This is a genomic window from Micromonospora sp. NPDC049089 (genome assembly GCF_040648775.1).
Classification (GTDB): domain Bacteria; phylum Actinomycetota; class Actinomycetes; order Mycobacteriales; family Micromonosporaceae; genus Micromonospora.
In genome coordinates this window covers 1-17,892 of record NZ_JBEZEH010000154.1, presented here as the reverse complement: position 1 = coordinate 17,892, position 17,892 = coordinate 1, and the positions used below count along the sequence as shown (strand labels likewise).

Sequence of the window (17,892 nt, the reverse complement as noted above, 5' to 3'; positions counted from 1 at the left end):
CGTCCGGCGCTTCATCGGCCGGCGCGGGTGGCGTCCGCCGCATGATCGGCCGGCGCGGGTGGCGTCCGGCGCATGAACGGCCGGCGCGGGTGGCGTCCGCCCCATGGCCGGACGCCACCCGCCCTCGGTCAGGGCAGGTCGATCGGGCGCAGCACCCGGTCCACGGCGTGGGCGATCTGCCGGTTGCCCTTGTTGACGTCGTAGGAGACGACCCGGGCGTCACGGTCGTTGGTGTCGGCGTCGACCAGCCGCACCTGGCGGAAGAAGTACAGGTAGGTGCGCACGTCGACCTCGACGGTCGAGCCGAGCGCGGTGGTCAGGTCCGTGCCGTCGGCCCGGACCGCCGTCTTGCGATCGATGGTGGCGCCCGGGACAACGTGGTAGAGCAGCACCGACTCGACGGTGTCGATGCCCAGCCCGGCCACGGCGGTGAAAGCGGCGCTCTCACTCGGCAACTTCTGGGCCTGCGTGATCTCGCGGACCAACTGCTGGAAGGCCGCGTCGGTGGGGATGAACGCGGTCAGCGCCACGGTGCCGTCGGTGAGCACCTTGACCGGAGAGTTCGGCTTGGCCTCCAGCACGGCCAGCACGGCCGCCGTCAGCACGTCGAAGTCCCGCGAGTTGCGGTCGAAACCGCTGGTGTCCTTCGTGAGCACCGCGGCGAGTGATTTCGTGCCGAGCGGCTTGGCCTTGCCGGTCGCCTGAGCGGCCGGCACAGCGATGGCCGTGGTGGCCAGCGCGGTGGCCATGGCGCCCACCGCCATCCGGGCGGCGAGTCGTGCGATCTTCATCAGCGGGCCTTTCGTCGAAGCGACGGATCCGTGACGTCTCGTCACGACCCATGCTTCGCGCCGGGTAGGCCGCGTGGATGCACCTGCGGATAAACGGATTGTCCGGGGCTCCGGCCAGGGCCTAACCTCCCCCGGTGCTGATTCGGGAGTTCGTCGACCGGGACTGGTCGCAGGTGTGGCCGATCATCGAGGAGGTGAGCCGGGCACAGGAGACGTTCCCCTACGACCCGGCGATGACCGCCGAGCAGTCGTACGGCATGTGGGTCGAGGCGGCGCCGGCGCGGACCGTCGTGGCGGTCGACGGCGAGCGGGTGCTCGGCACCGCGAAGATGGGCGCCAACCGGCCCGGGCCGGGCGCTCACGTGTCCACCGCCAGCTTCATGGTCGCCGCCGACGCGCGGGGCCGGGGCGTGGGCACCGCGCTGTGCCGCGACGCTCTCACCTGGGCCCGTCGGCAGGGGTACGCCGGCATGCAGTTCAACGCGGTGGTGGAGAGCAACGGTTCGGCGGTGCGGTTGTATCGGCGGGAGGGCTTCGAGGTGGTCGGCACCGTGCCGGGCGCCTTCCGTCACCCCACAGTGGGCCGGGTCGGCCTGCACGTGATGTACCAGGAGTTCTGACCGCGCCCGCTCCGCCCGCGCCGATCATGGACTTGTGGTGGTGTGCAAAAAGGGCAGGCGCTCACAACCCGCCCACCATAAGTCCATGATCGACCGGGAGGGCTCAGCCGCCGGCCGGGGCCGGGCGCAGTCCGGGCTGCCCGGCGGCCGGCTCCGCGCCGGCACGGCGGATCGGGGTGAAGAGGCCGCCGACAGCGACCAGCAGGCACCCCGCGCCCGCCACGAGCGTGACCGCCGCAGCCCCGTACCGGCCGGCGGCCCAGGTCAGCACGACAGCCCCGGCCGGACCGAGGGCGTAGTGCGTGCTCCAGAACGCCGACGTCACCCGACCCAGCAGGTGATCGGGGGTGATCTCCTGCCGCAGGGACATCGAACAGATCCCGCCGACGCTGAGGCAGCACAGGTACACCGCGGTCAACGTGGTGACCGCTGGCACTGTGGTGGCGATGCCGACCCCCGCCACCGCGAAACCGCAGATCGCGTGCGCGCCGATCCAGGTGGCACCGAAGCCGCGACGTCGGCGCAGCGGCGCCACCAGCAGCGCCCCGGCGACAGTGCCCAGCGCCGCCAGGCCGAGCACCGTGCCGACGGTGCCCTCGGAGCCGCCGAGGTCGTGCGTGACGTGGTAGATCAACACGTCGACGAAACCGTAGGTGAGGAAGATGAAGACCGACAACAGGACGGTCAGCGCGCGCAGCACGGGCTGACGCCACAGGAACCGCGCCCCGGCCAGGAACTCGACCAGCGGGCGCTGCCGGGCCACCCCCTCGTCCACCTGGACGGGGCGCAGTCGGATCAGCCACAGGCCGGCTGCCGAGAGCGCGAAGCTCGCCGCGTTGACGGCGATGGCGGTGGCCGGGCCGAAGCGGGCAGCCACCACACCGGCGAGCAGCGGCCCGAGGACGGCCGCCGCCGCGTACGTCGCCTGCAACCGGCCGTTGGCCTCGGTGATCCGGTCGGAGTCGACGAGGTTGCGGACCGCTGTCACCGCGGCGACCTGGAACAGCATGCCGGCCGCCTCGCAGATCGGCAGCACGACGAAGAGCAGCCAGACCTGCGGACCGGCGATCCACGCCAGTGGCACCAGCGCGTAGAGCACCAGTCGGGTCAGATCCGCCACGATCATGAGGGTGCGGCGGTCGTACCGGTCGACCAGCACCCCACCGAAGATCCCGGCGACGACGGACGCCGCGCCCGCGACGGCGGTCAGCAGACCCATCCGCGCCACCGACCCGGTCGCCTGGAGCACCAGCAGCGGCACCGCCAGGTAGGCGAACGAGTCGCCGGCCGCCGAGAGCGACTGGGCGACCCAGTACGTGCTGAAGGTCCGGTCCCGCCAGAGCGGAGCCCGACCAGCGTCGGCGGATCGGCTCATCGCGCCAAGGGTAGTGACCGCGCCCGCTCGGCGCCGTCCGTGGCGGGCGTCACATCGCTGCCGTGTCACGAACGGACGAGCGGCACGCATCTCGTGGTCGTCAACCCGATCGGAGAGGCGGAACAATGAGCACAGGCACACACCGGGTGCTGATCCTCGGCGCGGGCTACGCGGGCATGGCCGCGGCGACCCAACTCGCCGCCCGGACCAGGCGGGCCGACGTGCGGGTCACAGTGGTCAACGCGCAGGAGCGGTTCAGCGAGCGCCTCCGGCTGCACATGACGGCGACCGGTCAGCGGCTCGCCGAGCTGAACATCCCGCACCTGCTGGCGGGCGCGGGTGCGCAGTTCGTGCGCGGCTGGGTGACGGCGGTGGACACCGACGCGAAGACCGTCCGCGTCGACGGCAGCCGGGTGCTGCGCTACGACACCCTGGTCTACGCGTTGGGCAGCGTGACGGACACAGCGGCGGTCCCGGGCGTCGAGGAACACGCGTACACCCTGGACGGTCCGGGCGGCGCGAGGACGCTGGCGGATCGGCTGGGCCGGCTCGGCGCCGGCACGGTCGTCGTGGTCGGCAGCGGGCTGACCGGGGTCGAGGCCGCCGCGGAGATCGCGGAACGGCACCCGGAGGCCGGTGTCACGCTGGTGGGCCAGCAGGACCCGGGCGCGGGCATGAACCCGAAGGCCCGGGCGTACCTGCGGGCGGCGCTGACCCGTCTCGGCGTCGAGGTGATCACCCGAGCGGCGGTCACCAGGGTCCGGTCCGACGCGGTCGAACTGGCCGGCGCGGAGACCGTGGCCGCTGACGTCGTCCTCTGGACGGGGGGTACCCGGGTGGCGCCGCTGGCGGCCGCCGCCGGGTTGACAGTGGACGGGCGCGGTCGCGTCGTCACCGACCCCGTTCTGCGGTCGGTGTCGCACCCCGAGGTGTACGCGATCGGCGATGCCGCGGCGATCCGGCAGGGTTACGGGATGCTGCACGGCACCTGCCAGAGCGGCATGCCGACCGGCGTGCACGCGGCGGTGTCGATCGCCCGCGCGCTGCGGGGCAGGCAACCCAGGCCGTTCCGGTTCGGTTATTACCACACGCCGGTGAGCCTGGGCCGAAACGACGCGGTCGTGCAGTTCACCCGCCCCGACGACAGCCCTCGCCGCGGGTGTCTGACCGGGCGGATGGCGGTCTGGTACAAGGAGACCGTGAGCGCTTCGCCCTGGCCGACCTACCGGCGCATGTCGCGACTGCCATCCTCCGGTGCGTTCTGGCCACGCGGTGGCCGCTTCACCCGCCGACAGGACGCGCGGTGACGCGTCCGCCGGACGCCGACGAGCAGGTGTTCCACAGTCATCGCAACCTGCTGTTCTCGGTGGCCTACCGCATTCTCGGCAGCGCGGCGGACGCCGAGGACGCGGTGCAGGACGCCTGGATCAGCTGGTCCTCGGCGGACCGCTCCCAGGTCGCCGACCCCAGGGCGTACCTCGCCCGCATCGTGTCGAACCTCGCGTTGCAGCGCCTGCGCTCGGCCCGACACCAGCGCGAGACCTATCCGGGGCCGTGGTTGCCCGAACCCGTTCTGACCGACGGGGACGCGGCCGACGCCGTCACCGACGCCGAGTCGGTGTCGATGGCGATGCTCGTGGTGCTGGAGACGCTCAGCCCGCTCGAACGCGCCGTGTTCGTCCTGCGGGAGGTCTTCGACTTCAGCCACGCGGAGATCGCAGCGGCGGTGGAACGCTCCGAGGCCGCGGTCCGCCAGACCGCCCACCGGGCTCGCGAGCACGTGCGGGGCCAGCGGCAACGTTTCACGGCGGACCGGTCGCAGCAGCGCGGGGTCACCGAGCGGTTCCTGGCCGCCTCGACCGGTGGCGACATCAACACCCTGCTGGAGCTGCTGTCTCCGGACGTCACCCTGTGGACCGACGGCGGTGGCAAGGTCCGCCAGGCCCTGCGTCCCATCAGGGGTGCGGACACGGTCGCCGCGTGGTTCGCGGCCATCGGCACCGTCACCTACCAGGGCGTCGCGCCGCACGACATGCGCGCCGCCCTGGTCGAGATCAACGGGGGGCCGGGTCTGGTGTTCAGCGGCGCGGGTCGGGTGGTCGCCACCATCTCCGTCGACGTCGACGCTGGCGGTCGCATCACCGCCATCCACAACGTCGCCAACCCCGACAAGCTCCGCGCCGTCGCCGACGGCACCACCCACCGCCTCGCGACGCGCTGAGCCGGCCGGCTCACCGTCAGCCGGTGGTGGTGAGGTCGGTCGTCGCCGCGAGCTCCGTGACCACGTCCAGGAAGCGGTGCAGCGCGGGTGCGGCGTTGCCCTCCAGCCACACCATTTCGGTGTACGCGTAGGCGTCGGCCAGCGGAACGAACGCCACGCCGGTGCGGCGAAGACTCGCCGCCGAGCAGGCGAGTCGTGTGACGCCGAGCCCGGCGGCGACCAGGCCAAGGAGGCTCTGCACGCCGGCCTCCTCCTGAACGACTGTCGGTACGAAGCCCGCTTCCCGGAACTGGTCCTCGTAGGCGCGGTGCCAGGGTTCCCAGGAGCTGCGCGGGGTCATGACCCACTGTTCGTTCGCCAGGTCGGCGAGGGTCAACTCGTCGCGCCCGGCGAGCGGGTGGCCCTCGGGCAGCACCGCGCAGACCGGTTCGGTCGTCAGTCTCCTGGACTCCAGGCCGGAAACGAGCGGGGTCCGGGTGAAGGCGACGTCGAACTGCCCGTCGAAGACGCCCTGCACCAGGGGCGCGATGCTGGTGGACTCGGTGGCCAGGTGCAGGTCGGGGAGGTGGTGGCGGACCGCCCGGACCACCGGGGGCAGCAGGTGGTTGGCGACGGTGGTCAGGAAGGCGAGCCGGAGGGTACCCACCTCACCCCGCAGGGCCCGCCCCACGACGGCGACGGCCTGCTCGGCGCGATCGGTCACGGCGCGCGCCTCGGGCACGAACAGGGCGCCGACGTCGGTGAGGGTGGTGCCACGGCTGTCGCGGTCGAACAGCTTCGCCCCGAGGGCGCGTTCCAGGGCGGTGATCTGTTGCGACAGCGACTGCTGGGCGATCATCAGGCGGGCGGCGGCCCGGGTGAAGCTCAGCTCCTCCGCGAGGACCAGGAAGTACCGCAGTTGTCGCAGCTCAGGCGTCGCCACAGGAACAGACTGTAGCCACGCCAGGAAGAGCGTGTTGGCCGTCCGCGCAGACCTCCGCGCACGATCGGTGCGAAGGGCAGCACCGGCACACCGTTCGCCGATACGGCGAGCCGGCACGGCCACGTGAGGACATTCACCGGAGGAAGACGATCATGTCGGGAACACGAGTCAGCACGCCGTTCAACGCCCATTCCACCGCCGCCGACGTCGTGGCAGGTGTCGACCTGACCGGGCGGCGCGCCCTCGTCACTGGCGCCTCGTCGGGCATCGGGGTGGAGACCGCCCGGGCGCTCGCCATGGCGGGCGCCGAGGTGACCCTGGCGGTACGGGACGTGGGGGCCGGAGAGCGGACCGCGCGGGAGATCGGCGCCGGGAGCGCGAACCGGCTGCTCCGGGTCGCGCCGCTGGACCTGTCCGACCAGCGGTCGGTCGCCGCGTTCGTGGCCGCCTGGGACGGGCCCCTGCACATCCTGGTCAACAACGCCGGGGTGTCGGCGACCCCGGAGATGCGCACGGCGGAGGGTTGGGAGTTGCAGTTGGCCACCAACCACCTCGGCCACTTCGCACTCGCCAACGGGCTGCACGGGGCACTCGCCGGGGCCGGTCGGGCGCGGGTGGTGTCGCTGAGTTCCATCGCCCACGTTCAGGCGCCGATGGTCTTCGAGGACGTCAACTTCCGGCAACGCCCCTATGACCGTCTCCTCGCCTACGGCGAGTCGAAGACCGCCACAGCGCTGTTCGCGGTCGAGGCGAACCGGCGCTGGGCCGGCGACGGCATCACCGTCAACGTGGCCAACCCGGGGGCGGTCGCCACCAACCTGGGACGGCACCTCACCGAGGAGGACTACGCACAGCTTCCGGCGTTCGACTTCAAGACCCCGCAGCAGGGGGCCGCGACCTCCGTGCTGCTCGCTGCGGGGCCGCAGCTGGAGGGCATCGGCGGCCGGTACTTCGAGGACTGCCAGCAGGCGGTGCGCCACGACCCGGCGAACCCGCTGAGCGGCGTCGCCGACCACGCGATCGACCCCGCGGCGGCGGCGCGACTGTGGCAGCTCTCGCTGGATCTGTTCGCCGGTGCGCAGCGTGCCTGAACGTCCGGAAACGGCCGTGGGATCCCCCACGGCCGTTTCCGAAAGGTGTGACGTGCTCAGCCCTTGCGCAGCGGAGCGAGCGCCGTGCTCCAGGCGACCACCTGGTCCAGCGTGGCGGTCAGCGAATCCTGGTGGAACTGGTTGGGCTTGAAGACGCTGAAGTTCTCGAAATCGGTGAAGAGCGACAACGCGACCTGCGAGCGCACGTCGGCCATCTGGAGCTCACCGGAGATCAGACGCAGGTGCTCCACGGCGCGCGTCCCGCCGACCGAGCCGTAGCTGACGAAGCCGACGGCCTTGTTGTTCCACTCGGCGTAGAGGAAGTCGATCGCGTTCTTCAGGGCACCCGAGGTCGAGTGGTTGTACTCGGGGGTGACGATGATGAACCCGTCGAACGACGCGATCGTCTCGGCCCACCGCTTGGTGTGCGGCTGGGTGTACTGGCCCATCGAGGGCGGGTACGCCTCGTCGAGGTGCGGCAGCTGGTAGTCCAGCAGGTCGATCAGCTCGTACTCCGCGTCGGAGCGCTGCTTGGCGATCTCGAGCACCCAGCGGGCGACGGCCTCGCCGTTACGCCCCGGGCGGGTGCTTCCGAGGATGATCCCGATCCTGGTCATGTGTGGCGCCTTTCAGAGGTTCTTGCCTGACGACGGAGAACGCTATCCCTGCTTGATTGGTCAAGCAAATACTTGGCGTATGGGCGTAGTCACACGGAGGGTGAGCACTTGCTGAGTCAAGCAAGTATGATAGGAGGATGTCCAACCCCTCCGCAGCAACTCCGCAACCCCTCACCCCTGACGAGGAATCCCTGGTCCGCGCCCTGGGTCAGGTGATGCACGTCCTACCCCGCGCAATCGACGCGGACATGGTCGGTGACCGTCAGCTGCCGCTCACCGAGTACACCGCGTTGATGAACCTCTCCGAGACGCCCGACCAGCGGATGCGCATGAACGAACTCGCCGCGCTCTGCTACCTCTCCCTCAGCGGCATGACCCGCACGATCATCCGGCTGGAGACGCAGGGCCTGGTCCGGCGGGAACGCTGCGAGGAGGACGCGCGCGGCTGGAACGCCGTCCTCACCGACGAGGGCTACGCCCGCCTGGAGGAAGCCTGGCCCAGTCACCTGGCCGCCGTACGCCGCCGGTTCCTCCAGCACTTCGAGGGCTTCGACCTCGCCCAGTTGGCCCGCGCGTTCCAGAAGGCCGGCACGGCAGAGCCGACCGACTGAGGCAACCACCGGCCCGGCCGACGTTGCCGCGTACCCAGGTACTCAGAACTCCCATCCGCCTATTGCACCCGTTGCCGTGCGCGCTGATCAAAGGCGATCGCGGTCACCGGGCCGGAGCGTGGGCGGCGAGCGGGTTGGTGAGGGTGCCGACGAACTGGAGCGCCGCCGACGGGTCGGCCAGGTCGATCATCTGCTGGTTGTTACGCAGTTGCAGCCGGTTGAGGCAGGACAGCGTGAACTCCGGGGCGAACAGGTCGTAGTGGCGGACCCGCTCGGCCAGGTGCGGCACCCGGTCGAAGTAGTCGGCGGCGCTGGCCGCGACAGTGCGCCAGAAGTCGTCCTCGGCGAGAACACCGGCCTCGACCAGGACCGCGTTGAGGTGCCGCAGGAAGCAGTCCACCACGTCGGTGAAGATGCTCAGCAGCTTGGTGTCGTCGGGCACCTCGACGCGGATCCGCTCCACCGCCGCCGGCAGCTCGACCCTGTCGCTCATCACCGCGATCTCCTCGGCGATGTCCTTGAAAATCACCCGCTGGACGGTGTCCTGCTCGTCGAGGACCAGGATGACGTTCTCGCCGTGCGGCATGAAAGCCAGGTCGTGGGCGTAGAAGCTGTGCAGCAGCGGGGTCAGGTAGGCGTCCAGGTAGCGGCGCAGCCACACCTCGGGCACCAGGCCGGACCGGGCGATCAGCGCCGCCGCCAGTGAGCCGCCCTCGTCGTCGACGTGCAGCAGCGCGGCCATCGTGGACAGTCGCTGCCCCGGCGCCAGCTCGGGCATCGGGCTCTCCCGCCACAGGGCGGCCAGCATCTTGCGGTACGGCGAGGTGCGCTCGGTCGCCGCCTCGTACTGCCGATGCCGGTAACCCACAGCGGCCCGCTCCCGGATGACGGTCAGGCCGGTGTCGGTCAGCACCTCGTCGGCGGCGATCAGGTCGGCCAGCCAGTCGTTGATCGCCGGAGTGGCCTCCATGTACGCGGCCGACAACCCCCGCATGAAGCCCATGTTCAGCACCGACAGCGCGGTTTTGACGTAGTGCCGCCCCGGCTCGCTGACGTTGAAGAAGGTACGGATGGACTGCTGGGCGAGGTACACGTCCGGCCCGGGGCCGAGGTGCACCAGCCGCCGCTCGGCCAGCTCACCGGCGAAGGTGACCGCCAGCTTGTTCCACCACTGCCACGGGTGCGCCGGGATCAGGTGATAGTCGGCGAGATCCAGCCCGAGATCGGCCATCGTGGTCGCGAAACGGGCCCGGGTCGCGGCGTCCAACTCGCTCTCGATGAGCGTGTCGTAGTCGAGGTCGGCGGCGCTGCTGAACGTGGAGTGGTCCCGGTGTGCGGCCAGCCACTCCAGCCGCACCGGCGCGGCGGCCTCCGGGGCGTACCGGTGGTACTCGTCGACGCCGAAGCCGAGCCGGCCGTTGTTCGCCACGAAGCAGGGGTGGCCCTCGGTCATCGAGGTCTCGATGGTCTGGAAGTCCGCCTCGGCCAGCTCTGCGGCGCTCGGCGCGGCCTGGGCCAGCTTGTACGCCGTACCCGCCAGCGTCGAGGTGATCTCCTCCAGGTAGACCGGGAGCACCCGCGCGGAGAGCCCGAGGGTGTCGCGCAGTTCGACGATGAGGTCCACCGCGTCCGGGGTCAGCGAGGTGCCGTCGCGGTGTCGGGTGATGCTGTCCGCATCGATCTGCCAGTGCTCCAGGGCGAGCACCCGCGCCGCGAACCGGTAGGTGACGGTGCCGTCGTCGCTGAGGATCTCGTACCACTGCCGGTCGTCGGGGCCGGCCACGGCCTGCGGGGTGAGCAGCCGCTCGTGGGTGAACTCGGCGAGCGCCTTGCGGACCAGCAGCCGATTGGCCCGGGCCCAGCGCTGCGGGGTGAGGTGCCCGACCGGGTCGCCGGAGGCGTGGTGCGCGGCGGCGACGGGCGGGTGGGTGGGGACGGCGGTGGTGGTCACGCCGGGGCTCCTTCGGTTCGGTCGGCGGCGGCGCGGTCGACGGCGGCCTCAAACTGGGCTCGGGTGCAGACGCTGAGCAGCGCGTCCTTCTCCGGCTTGGCGATCGGGCCGACGACAGTGAAGCCGACGGTGGCGTTCAGCGCGTGCACGGCGGTGTTGCGCACGTCCGGTTCGACCACCACCCGCCGGGTCGTCGGGTCGTCGAACAGCCACGCCATGACGGTGCCGATCACCGCCCGGGTGAAGCCGTGCACGGGCGCGTCGACCGGCGCGCAGAGGAAGTGCATGCCCACGTCACCGGGCTGGTGGTCGTAGAGGCCGACCAGCTCGACGTGGGCCGGGTCGTAGCGCTCCGCGAGGAAGGCGGGACTCCCCCGCCACAGCCCGAGGTACGCGTCGTGGTGCCGGTGCTCGGCGATCCGCTGGTACTCCTCGGTGACCTGGGCCAGGTCGGCGTCCTGCATCATCCAGAACGCCGCCTTCGGGTGGGTCACCCAGGTGTGCAGGAGCGCCGCGTCGGCGTCCGGATCGAGCTGCCGCAGCGCGAACTCACCGAGACTGTCGTCGACCCGGGTGAAGACAGTGGTCACGACGACACCCCGAACTCCTGGAACGTGATGCTCTTCTCGATCGGGTAGTGCTCCCGGCCGAGCAGCTCGCGGATGATCCAGGAGTTGCGGTAGGCGCCCATGCCCAGGTCCGGTGAGGTGATGCTGTGCGTGTGGGTGCCCGCGTTCTGCAGGAAGATGCCCCGCCCGCCGTGGTCGATGCTGTAGTTGCGGGCCACGTCGAAGCGGCCCTGCGCGTCCCAGCGGATCCGGTCCCGCACCGGCGTGAGGAACTCCGGCACCCGGTAGTGGTAGCCGGTGGCCAGCACCAGACCCTCGGTACGCAGGGCGAAGTCGCGTTCCTGCTCCACCTGACGCAACCCCAGCGTGTACTGCCCGTCCTGGTGCTCGGCGCTGACCAGCTCGGTGTTGGTGAGCAGGCGGGTGTTCACCGGCCCGTCGACGCTGTGCGCGTAGAGCAGGTCGAAGATGTCGTTGATCAGGTCGGCGTTGATCCCCTTGAACAGGCCCTTCTGCTCGGACTCCAGCCGGTAGCGGGTCGCCTCGGGCAGCGCGTGGAAGTAGTCCACGTAGTCCGGTGAGGTCATCTCCAGCGTCAGCTTCGTGTATTCGAGCGGGAAGAACCGCGGCGAACGGGTCACCCAGTTGAGCTGGTAGCCGTACCGGTCGATGTCGCCGAGCAGGTCGTGATAGATCTCGGCGGCGCTCTGCCCGCTGCCCACCACCGTGATGCTGCGCTTCGTGCGCAACGCCGAGCGGTGCTCCAGGTAGTGGGAGTTGTGCACGGCATCGCCCGGCAGGTCGGCCACGGCCGGGGGCAGGTGCGGCGGGGTGCCGGTGCCGAGCACCAGGTGCCGGGCCCGGTACTCGACGGTCTCGCCCGTGCCCATGCTGGCCCGCACCACGTACCGCTCGTCGGCGGGGTCGTACTCCACTGTTGTCACGCTCTGACCGAAGCGCAGGTTCGGCAGTTTCTCCGCCGCCCACCGGCAGTACGCGTCGTACTCGCTGCGCAGCGGGTAGAAGCTCTCCCGGATGTAGAACGGGTAGAGCCGGCCGATCTCCTTGAGGTAGTTGAGGAAGGAGTACGGCGACGTCGGGTCGGCGAGGCTGACCAGGTCGGCGATGAACGGGGTCTGCAACCGGGCCGACTCCAGCAGCATGCCGGGGTGCCAGGCGAGGCTCGGTCGGGCCTCCAGGAACACCCCGTCGAGCTCGTCGATCGGCGCGGTGAGGCAGGCCAGGCCCAGGTTGTACGGGCCCAACCCGATGGCGATGAAGTCGTGGGTGGACATCGGGGTCTCCAGGCGCGGGTTCGAGGTCACCGGCGTCAGCCGACGTGGCAGGTCAGGCCGGCGTCGACGTGGTCGTGCACGTACTGGCCGGCGTGGGTGGCGATCAGGTCGAGCACGTACCCGACGTCGTCGACTGTGGTTTCCGGGTTGAGCAGTGTGAACTTCAGGAAGTGCCGGCCGTCCACCCGGGTCCCGGCGACCACGGCGAGACCGGACGCCGCGAGGGCCTCCCGGGCGTGCAGATTGGCGGCGTCGGCCAACTCGCCGCCAGGGCCGGTGGGCAGGTAGCGGAACACCACGGTGCTCAGCTCCGAGCGGGTCACCACCTCGAAGCGCGGATCCTCGCTGACCAGTCGCCAGGCGTCGGCGGCCCGGTCGACGACCTCGTCGAAGAGCCCGCCGAGCGCGTCCGGGCCCATCACCCGCAGGGTGAGCCAGAGCTTCAGCGCGTCGAAACGGCGGGTGGTCTGCAAGCTCTTGTCGACCTGGTTGGGGATGCGCTGCTCCACCATCCGGGCCGGGTTGAGGTAGTCGGCGTGGTAGGTGACGTGCCGCAGCGTCCGCCGGTCGCGGACCAGCAGCGCGCTGGAGCTGACCGGCTGGAAGAACGACTTGTGGAAGTCAACGGTCACCGAGTCGGCCCGCTCGATGCCGTCGAGCAGCTGCCGGCGCGTCGGCGAGACGAGCAGACCGCAGCCGTACGCGGCGTCCACGTGCAGCCACACGCCGGCTGCCGCGCAGATCCCGGCCAGGTCGGTGAGCGGGTCGATCGAGCCGAAGTCGGTGGTACCGGCGGTGCCGACGACGGCCATCACCACCAGCCCGGCCTGGCGGCACCGGGCGATCTCCTCGCGGACGGCGGCCGGCCGGATCCGTCGCCGGGCGTCGGTGGGCACCGCGATCACCGCGTCCGGGGCGAGGCCGAGCAGTTTTGCCGACTTCTGCACGCTGAAGTGACCGGCGGCGGAGGTGAGCACGCGCAGTCGGGGCAGCAGGTCGGCGCGCGCCGCGGGGCCGATGGCGTCGGCGCACGCCTCTTCCCGGGCCAGCAGCAGCGCCTGGAGGTTGGACTGGCTGCCGCCGCTGGTGAAGATGCCGTCGGCGCGGGGACCGAGGCCGATCCGCTCGGCCGTCCAGTCGATCAGCCGGCGCTCGATGAGGGTGGCCCCGGCGCTCTGGTCCCAGGTGTCCAGCGAGGAGTTCACGGCGGTGAGCACCGCCTCACCGAGCAGTGCCGGGATGGCCACCGGGCAGTTGAGGTGGGCCAGGTAGCGGGGGTGGTGGAACCAGACGGCGTCGCGCAGGTAGACGCTCTCCAGCTCGTCGAGGGCGGCGCCGGCGTCGCCCAGCGGCCGGTCCAGGTCCACCCGGTCGACCAGGGGGGCCAGCTCGGCCGGCGTGATTCCGGTGCCGGGACGGTCCACTGTGGCCACCCGCCGGGCGACCCGGTCGACGCCGTCGGCGATCGTCCGGCGGTACTGCTCGACCGAGCCACCGTGCAGCAGCTGGGCTCGCGCGGCGGTTGACGCCGGCGGCGGCGTGGTGGTCTCGACGGGGTACGTCGGCACGGTCACTGGTGGTCCTTCCACGTTCTGGACGAGGGCAGCCGGAACCCACCCCGGGCGCGGCGGTGCGCCCGGGGATGTGGTGTTCGTCAGCTGACCTTCTTCGCGTTCCGGATGGCGGTGGCGAGGTTCTCCAGCAGCGGTGCGGAACCGGCGTACGAGAAGCGGGGCACCGCGTCCCACGGGCTCACCTGGTTGGCCTTGACCGCCGGCAGTTGCTGCCAGGTCGGCTTGGCCGTGAGGTCCTTGGCCTGCAGCGCGGTGCCGCGGTTGTCCAGCAGGATCAGGTCGGCCGGGAACTTGCCGGCGCTCTCCCAGCTCAGCGCCTCGAAGTAGTCGCCGGATTCGAGCTTGGTGGGGACCACGATGTCGACGCCCAACTCGGCGAAGTACATCAGGTCGGTGCTGACCTTCGGGTTGGAGACGTAGAAGAGGTCGGGGCTGCCGGAGCAGGCCATCACCTTGATCCCGGGGTTGGCCTTCACCGCCTGCCGGACCGCCTCGGCGGCGGCGTCGAAGCGGGCCTTTCCGTCGGTGACCTTCTTCGCGGACAGGTCCGCGCCGAGCGACTCGGCCAGCGCCGCGTACCGCTCGATGGGCTTGGTCATCGGCACCCGGGCGGTGGTGATCGCCACGCTGGGCGCCAGCGGGAGGATCTTGGCCTTGCTCTCGTCCGGCACGTACCAGAGCGCGTCCGGGTCGTACATGTGGGTGACCAGCAGTTCGGGGCGCAGCGCTGCGTACTTCTCCAGGCTGAACTCGCCCCACACGTTGCCGAGGATCTCGACGCCCTCGACGTCAAGGTCGCCGGCCTGCGGCTCGGCCGTGCCGTCGGCACGCTTGGTCTCACCGAAGACGCCCACGAGCTGCTTGTCGAGACCGAAATCGATCAGGGCCGCCGCCACCCCGGTGAAGGCCACCACACGGGCCGGACGGGCTGCGGCCTCTACCTTCGTGCCACGGTCGTCGGTGAACGACCAGGGGCCACTTCCGTTGCCGGCGGCGGGTTTCGCGGCGTCGTTAGTGCCACAGGCGGCGAGCAGGGTGGCCAGCGTGGCGGCGCCACCGGCGGCCAGCAGGCCACGGCGGGAGAGGCGGCGGGCGGACAGGGCATCGGGCATGGTGTTGTCTTTCGATCAAGGGTTGGCCGGGGTCGACCAGGGCAGCGGGGTTAGGTTAGCCTAACCTCGGTCATTGTCAACAGCGGTACGCCGTGTCGCCACCACCCCGGAGCCCACACTGGACGCCACACCCACCGTCACCCGACCGGCACCGCCCGTGCCAGCCAGGGCGACGGCCGCACCCCCGAGCCGGCGTGGCCGTCGGGCAGCCCGCGCCGCCGGCCTGGTCACCGCCGTGGCACTGCTCGCGGTGATCGTGGTGCTCAGCATCGCGGTCGGAGCGAAGGCCATGCCGCTCGCCGACGTCTGGTCCGGGTTGCTGCACCGCGACGCCACCGAGTACGCGGTGGTGCACCGGATGCGCCTGCCCCGCACCCTGCTCGGGCTGCTCGCCGGCACCGCCCTCGGTGTGGCGGGCGCTGTCATGCAGGCCCTTACCCGCAACCCACTCGCCGACCCCGGACTGCTCGGCATCAACGCCGGCGCGTCCGCGGCCGTCGCCACCGCCGCCGCGTTCCTGGGCGTCACCGCCGTCGGCGGGTACGTCTGGTTCGCGCTGCTCGGCGCGGCAGCGGTGACCGCGCTCGTCTACACCGTCGGCGGCGGACGCGACGCGACCCCGGCCCGACTCGCGCTGGCCGGGGCGGCACTCAACGCCACCCTCTACTCCTACGTGAGCGCGGTGATGCTGCTGGACACCGCGTCGCTGGAGCGGCTGCGTTTCTGGACTGTCGGCTCACTGGCCAGCGCGGACTCCGCGACAGTGACCCGGGTGCTGCCGTTCATCATCGTTGGGCTGCTGGTCGCGCTCGGTGCCGCCCGTCCGCTGAACGCGCTGGCGCTCGGCGACGACGCGGCGCGAGCCCTCGGCGCTCGACCCGCGCTGATCCGCGCCGCCGTGATCGTCGCCGTCACCCTGCTCTGCGGCGCGGCGACCGCCGCGTGCGGACCGATCGTCTTCGTCGGGCTTCTCGTGCCACACCTGGTCCGCGCCCTGACCGGCCCGGACCTGCGCTGGCTGCTGCCGTACTGCGCGGTGCTCGCACCCGCGTTGCTGCTCGGCGCCGACGTGCTCGGCCGGGTGCTGGGCCGCCCCGGAGAACTCCAGGTCGGCATGGTGACCGCCGTACTGGGCGGCCCGCTCTTCCTGTGGCTGGTCACCCGCCGAAGGGTGGCCCAACCGTGACTGTCGTACGTACGTCATGGGGGTTGTCGCTGCGGTTTCGGCCCCGCGCGTTGGGTGTCGGGGCCGGCGCGGCGGTGCTCGCGGCCGGGTTCGGTGTGGTGGCCCTGGGCAGTGGTGACTACCCGATGGGTCCGGCGGACGTGCTGCGCACGCTGACCGGCGGTGGCACTGCGGCGGAGCAGTTCATCGTGCTTGAGCTGCGCCTGCCCCGGCTGGTCACCGCCCTGTTGGTCGGTGCGGCGTTGGCTCTCGCCGGCACGGTGTTCCAGTCGCTGGTCCGCAACCCGTTGGGCAGCCCGGACATCCTGGGCTTCACCCAGGGCGCGTCGACCGGGGCGCTGGTGGTGGTCGTCCTCGGTGGCAGCAGCCTGGCGTTGGCCGGCGCGGCGGTCGTCGGTGGTCTCGGCACCGGCCTGGTGATCTACGCGCTCGCCTGGCGGCGCGGGGTGCACGGCTACCGACTCATCCTGGTGGGCATCGGGGTGTCCGCGATCCTGACCGGCGTCAACGGCTACCTGCTGACCCGGGCGCCCCTGATGGAAGCCGCCCGCGCGGTCCTCTGGCTCACCGGCAGCCTGGACGGGCGAGGCTGGGCCAACGCCGGGCCGCTGCTCGCCGTCCTGGTCGTGTTGGCGCCGCTGGTGCTCGTCGGCTGCGCCCCGGCGCTGCGGATGATGGAGTTGGGCGACGACGCCGCCAGCGCCCTGGGCGTGCCGGTACGCCGGCTGCGCCTGGTGCTGCTCGCCGCCGCCGTGCTGCTGGTCTCGTTCGCGGCGGCCGCCGCCGGGCCGGTGTCCTTCGTGGCGCTCGTCGCCCCGCACGTGGCGAAACGACTGACCCGGGCCCCGGGTCCGAACCTGCTGCCGTCGATGGCCGTCGGCGCGGCGCTCCTGGTCGGGGCCGACCTGGTGGCGCAACGCGCGTTCGCCGGGCACCAACTCCCGGTCGGCGTGGTGACCGGCGTGATCGGCGGCGGTTACCTGGTCTGGCTGCTGGCGATGGAACGTCGGGCGGGCCGGCTGTGAACACCAGTGACGCCCTTGAAGGAGCACCCATGCGACCCGGCGATTCCCGACTCGGCGGCACCGCGCTGACCCTCGCCTACGACCAGCGCACCATTGCCGAGAACCTGACCGTGGCGGTGCCCGACAGGTCCTTCACCGTCATCATCGGCCCGAACGCGTGCGGCAAGTCCACGCTGCTGCGGGCCCTGTCCCGGATGCTGCGCCCCAGCGCCGGAGCGGTGCTGCTGGACGGACGGGACATTCACGACCTGCCGGCCCGCAAGGTTGCCCGTACGCTCGGCCTGCTGCCGCAGTCGTCGATCGCACCGGACGGCATCAGCGTCGCCGAACTGGTCGCCCGGGGTCGCTACCCCCATCAGGGGCTGCTGCGGCAGTGGTCTCACGAGGACGAGCGGATGGTCGAGGAGTCGATGGCCGCGACCGGGGTCGACGACCTCGCCGACCGGGCCGTGGACGAGTTGTCCGGCGGGCAGCGGCAGAGGGTCTGGATCGCCATGGCGCTGGCCCAGCAGACACCCCTGCTGCTGCTCGACGAACCGACCACGTACCTCGACATCGCCCACCAGATCGAGATCCTGGACCTCTGCGCCCGCTTGCACGAGGAGCAGGGCCGCACCCTTGTCGCGGTGCTGCACGACCTGAACCACGCGGCCCGCTACGCCACCCACCTGATCGCCATGCGCGACGGACGCGTGGTGGCCGCCGGGGAGCCGGCGTCGGTGGTCACCGCCGCGCTGGTCGAGGAGGTGTTCGGGCTCCCCTGCCGGGTGATCGACGACCCGGAGACCGGCACCCCGCTGGTCGTCCCCGCGGCCCGACGCCGCGCCACCACGCTGGCCCCGGAGCCGGCATGTCGTGGCGCAACCGCACCCAGGCAGAGTTGCGCAACTGATGTTCGGTGAGCAGGCCGCCTCGGACAGCGTCGGAGCCGC

Annotated in this window: 17 protein-coding genes; 8 read left to right on the top strand and 9 right to left on the bottom strand. The window is 71.4% G+C overall.

Annotated features, from left to right (window positions below):
* Positions 1-128: 128 nt before the first annotated feature.
* Positions 129-791, bottom strand: coding sequence for a fasciclin domain-containing protein (locus tag AB0B48_RS23690; RefSeq protein WP_357204934.1), 663 nt, complete (start codon positions 789-791; stop codon positions 129-131).
* Between the two features lie 134 nt (positions 792-925).
* Between AB0B48_RS23690 and AB0B48_RS23685 the strand changes: the two genes are divergently transcribed.
* The gene (locus AB0B48_RS23685) at positions 926-1,411 is read left to right on the top strand and encodes a GNAT family N-acetyltransferase (RefSeq protein WP_357204931.1); all 486 of its coding nucleotides are present in this window, start codon (positions 926-928) and stop codon (positions 1,409-1,411) included.
* Between the two features lie 103 nt (positions 1,412-1,514).
* Here AB0B48_RS23685 and AB0B48_RS23680 read toward each other — a convergent pair whose 3' ends face one another.
* Positions 1,515-2,786: an MFS transporter gene (locus AB0B48_RS23680; RefSeq protein ID WP_357204929.1), complete on the bottom strand. Its 1,272-nt coding sequence runs from the start codon at positions 2,784-2,786 to the stop codon at positions 1,515-1,517.
* 125 nt (positions 2,787-2,911) lie between these two features.
* On the opposite strand from AB0B48_RS23680, the gene AB0B48_RS23675 reads away from it, so the two are divergent.
* Complete coding sequence (locus tag AB0B48_RS23675; RefSeq protein WP_357204926.1) at positions 2,912-4,093, top strand: FAD-dependent oxidoreductase; 1,182 nt, start codon at positions 2,912-2,914, stop codon at positions 4,091-4,093.
* The gene (locus tag AB0B48_RS23670; RefSeq protein WP_357204923.1) at positions 4,090-5,007 is read left to right on the top strand and encodes an RNA polymerase sigma-70 factor; all 918 of its coding nucleotides are present in this window, start codon (positions 4,090-4,092) and stop codon (positions 5,005-5,007) included. Before AB0B48_RS23675 ends, AB0B48_RS23670 begins: the two co-directional genes overlap by 4 nt.
* Positions 5,008-5,023: 16 nt before the next feature.
* Here AB0B48_RS23670 and AB0B48_RS23665 read toward each other — a convergent pair whose 3' ends face one another.
* Positions 5,024-5,929 carry a LysR family transcriptional regulator gene (locus tag AB0B48_RS23665; protein WP_357204920.1) on the bottom strand — a complete coding sequence of 302 codons (906 nt, stop codon included), beginning with the start codon at positions 5,927-5,929 and terminating at the stop codon, positions 5,024-5,026.
* A gap of 152 nt (positions 5,930-6,081) precedes the next feature.
* On the opposite strand from AB0B48_RS23665, the gene AB0B48_RS23660 reads away from it, so the two are divergent.
* The gene (locus AB0B48_RS23660) at positions 6,082-7,020 is read left to right on the top strand and encodes an SDR family NAD(P)-dependent oxidoreductase (RefSeq protein ID WP_357204917.1); all 939 of its coding nucleotides are present in this window, start codon (positions 6,082-6,084) and stop codon (positions 7,018-7,020) included.
* A 56-nt stretch (positions 7,021-7,076) separates the two neighbouring features.
* Here the strand turns inward: AB0B48_RS23660 and AB0B48_RS23655 are convergent, their stop codons facing one another.
* Positions 7,077-7,637, bottom strand: a complete 561-nt coding sequence (locus AB0B48_RS23655; protein ID WP_112589991.1) for an NAD(P)H-dependent oxidoreductase — start codon at positions 7,635-7,637, stop codon at positions 7,077-7,079.
* A gap of 137 nt (positions 7,638-7,774) precedes the next feature.
* Here AB0B48_RS23655 and AB0B48_RS23650 point away from each other — a divergent pair, with 137 nt between their 5' ends.
* Positions 7,775-8,248 carry a MarR family winged helix-turn-helix transcriptional regulator gene (locus AB0B48_RS23650; RefSeq protein WP_357204914.1) on the top strand — a complete coding sequence of 158 codons (474 nt, stop codon included), beginning with the start codon at positions 7,775-7,777 and terminating at the stop codon, positions 8,246-8,248.
* Positions 8,249-8,351: 103 nt separating this feature from the next.
* Here AB0B48_RS23650 and AB0B48_RS23645 read toward each other — a convergent pair whose 3' ends face one another.
* From AB0B48_RS23645 to AB0B48_RS23625, 5 genes are all read right to left on the bottom strand, one after another.
* Positions 8,352-10,199, bottom strand: a complete 1,848-nt coding sequence (locus AB0B48_RS23645) for an IucA/IucC family siderophore biosynthesis protein (RefSeq protein ID WP_357204911.1) — start codon at positions 10,197-10,199, stop codon at positions 8,352-8,354.
* Entirely contained in the window at positions 10,196-10,789 is a 594-nt protein-coding gene (locus tag AB0B48_RS23640) for a GNAT family N-acetyltransferase (protein WP_357204908.1), read from the bottom strand. Before AB0B48_RS23640 ends, AB0B48_RS23645 begins: the two co-directional genes overlap by 4 nt.
* Positions 10,786-12,063 (bottom strand): lysine N(6)-hydroxylase/L-ornithine N(5)-oxygenase family protein, encoded by a 1,278-nt coding sequence (locus AB0B48_RS23635; protein WP_357204940.1) that lies wholly within the window; start codon positions 12,061-12,063, stop codon positions 10,786-10,788. The genes AB0B48_RS23640 and AB0B48_RS23635 overlap by 4 nt, the downstream gene beginning before the upstream one ends.
* Before the next feature lie 35 nt (positions 12,064-12,098).
* A complete protein-coding gene (locus AB0B48_RS23630; RefSeq protein ID WP_357204905.1) occupies positions 12,099-13,637 on the bottom strand; it encodes an aspartate aminotransferase family protein in 1,539 nt (512 codons plus the stop codon).
* Between the two features lie 80 nt (positions 13,638-13,717).
* Complete coding sequence (locus tag AB0B48_RS23625) at positions 13,718-14,749, bottom strand: ABC transporter substrate-binding protein (protein WP_357204902.1); 1,032 nt, start codon at positions 14,747-14,749, stop codon at positions 13,718-13,720.
* Positions 14,750-14,984: 235 nt separating this feature from the next.
* Here AB0B48_RS23625 and AB0B48_RS23620 point away from each other — a divergent pair, with 235 nt between their 5' ends.
* From AB0B48_RS23620 to AB0B48_RS23610, 3 genes are read left to right on the top strand one after another with little or no spacing between them, the layout of a single operon-like run.
* Positions 14,985-15,935: an iron chelate uptake ABC transporter family permease subunit gene (locus tag AB0B48_RS23620; RefSeq protein WP_357204937.1), complete on the top strand. Its 951-nt coding sequence runs from the start codon at positions 14,985-14,987 to the stop codon at positions 15,933-15,935.
* Complete coding sequence (locus AB0B48_RS23615) at positions 15,932-16,960, top strand: iron chelate uptake ABC transporter family permease subunit (RefSeq protein ID WP_357204899.1); 1,029 nt, start codon at positions 15,932-15,934, stop codon at positions 16,958-16,960. Before AB0B48_RS23620 ends, AB0B48_RS23615 begins: the two co-directional genes overlap by 4 nt.
* 29 nt (positions 16,961-16,989) lie before the next feature.
* Positions 16,990-17,862 (top strand): ABC transporter ATP-binding protein, encoded by an 873-nt coding sequence (locus tag AB0B48_RS23610; protein ID WP_357204896.1) that lies wholly within the window; start codon positions 16,990-16,992, stop codon positions 17,860-17,862.
* Positions 17,863-17,892 lie beyond the last annotated feature (30 nt).

Coding starts and splice junctions, on each gene's coding strand:
- AB0B48_RS23690 (WP_357204934.1), bottom strand. CDS start 791: ATGAAGATCGCACGACTCGCCGCCCGGATGGCGGTGGGCGCCATGGCC.
- AB0B48_RS23680 (WP_357204929.1), bottom strand. CDS start 2,786: ATGAGCCGATCCGCCGACGCTGGTCGGGCTCCGCTCTGGCGGGACCGG.
- AB0B48_RS23675 (WP_357204926.1), top strand. CDS start 2,912: ATGAGCACAGGCACACACCGGGTGCTGATCCTCGGCGCGGGCTACGCG.
- AB0B48_RS23660 (WP_357204917.1), top strand. CDS start 6,082: ATGTCGGGAACACGAGTCAGCACGCCGTTCAACGCCCATTCCACCGCC.
- AB0B48_RS23655 (WP_112589991.1), bottom strand. CDS start 7,637: ATGACCAGGATCGGGATCATCCTCGGAAGCACCCGCCCGGGGCGTAAC.
- AB0B48_RS23650 (WP_357204914.1), top strand. CDS start 7,775: ATGTCCAACCCCTCCGCAGCAACTCCGCAACCCCTCACCCCTGACGAG.
- AB0B48_RS23635 (WP_357204940.1), bottom strand. CDS start 12,063: ATGTCCACCCACGACTTCATCGCCATCGGGTTGGGCCCGTACAACCTG.
- AB0B48_RS23625 (WP_357204902.1), bottom strand. CDS start 14,749: ATGCCCGATGCCCTGTCCGCCCGCCGCCTCTCCCGCCGTGGCCTGCTG.
- AB0B48_RS23610 (WP_357204896.1), top strand. CDS start 16,990: ATGCGACCCGGCGATTCCCGACTCGGCGGCACCGCGCTGACCCTCGCC.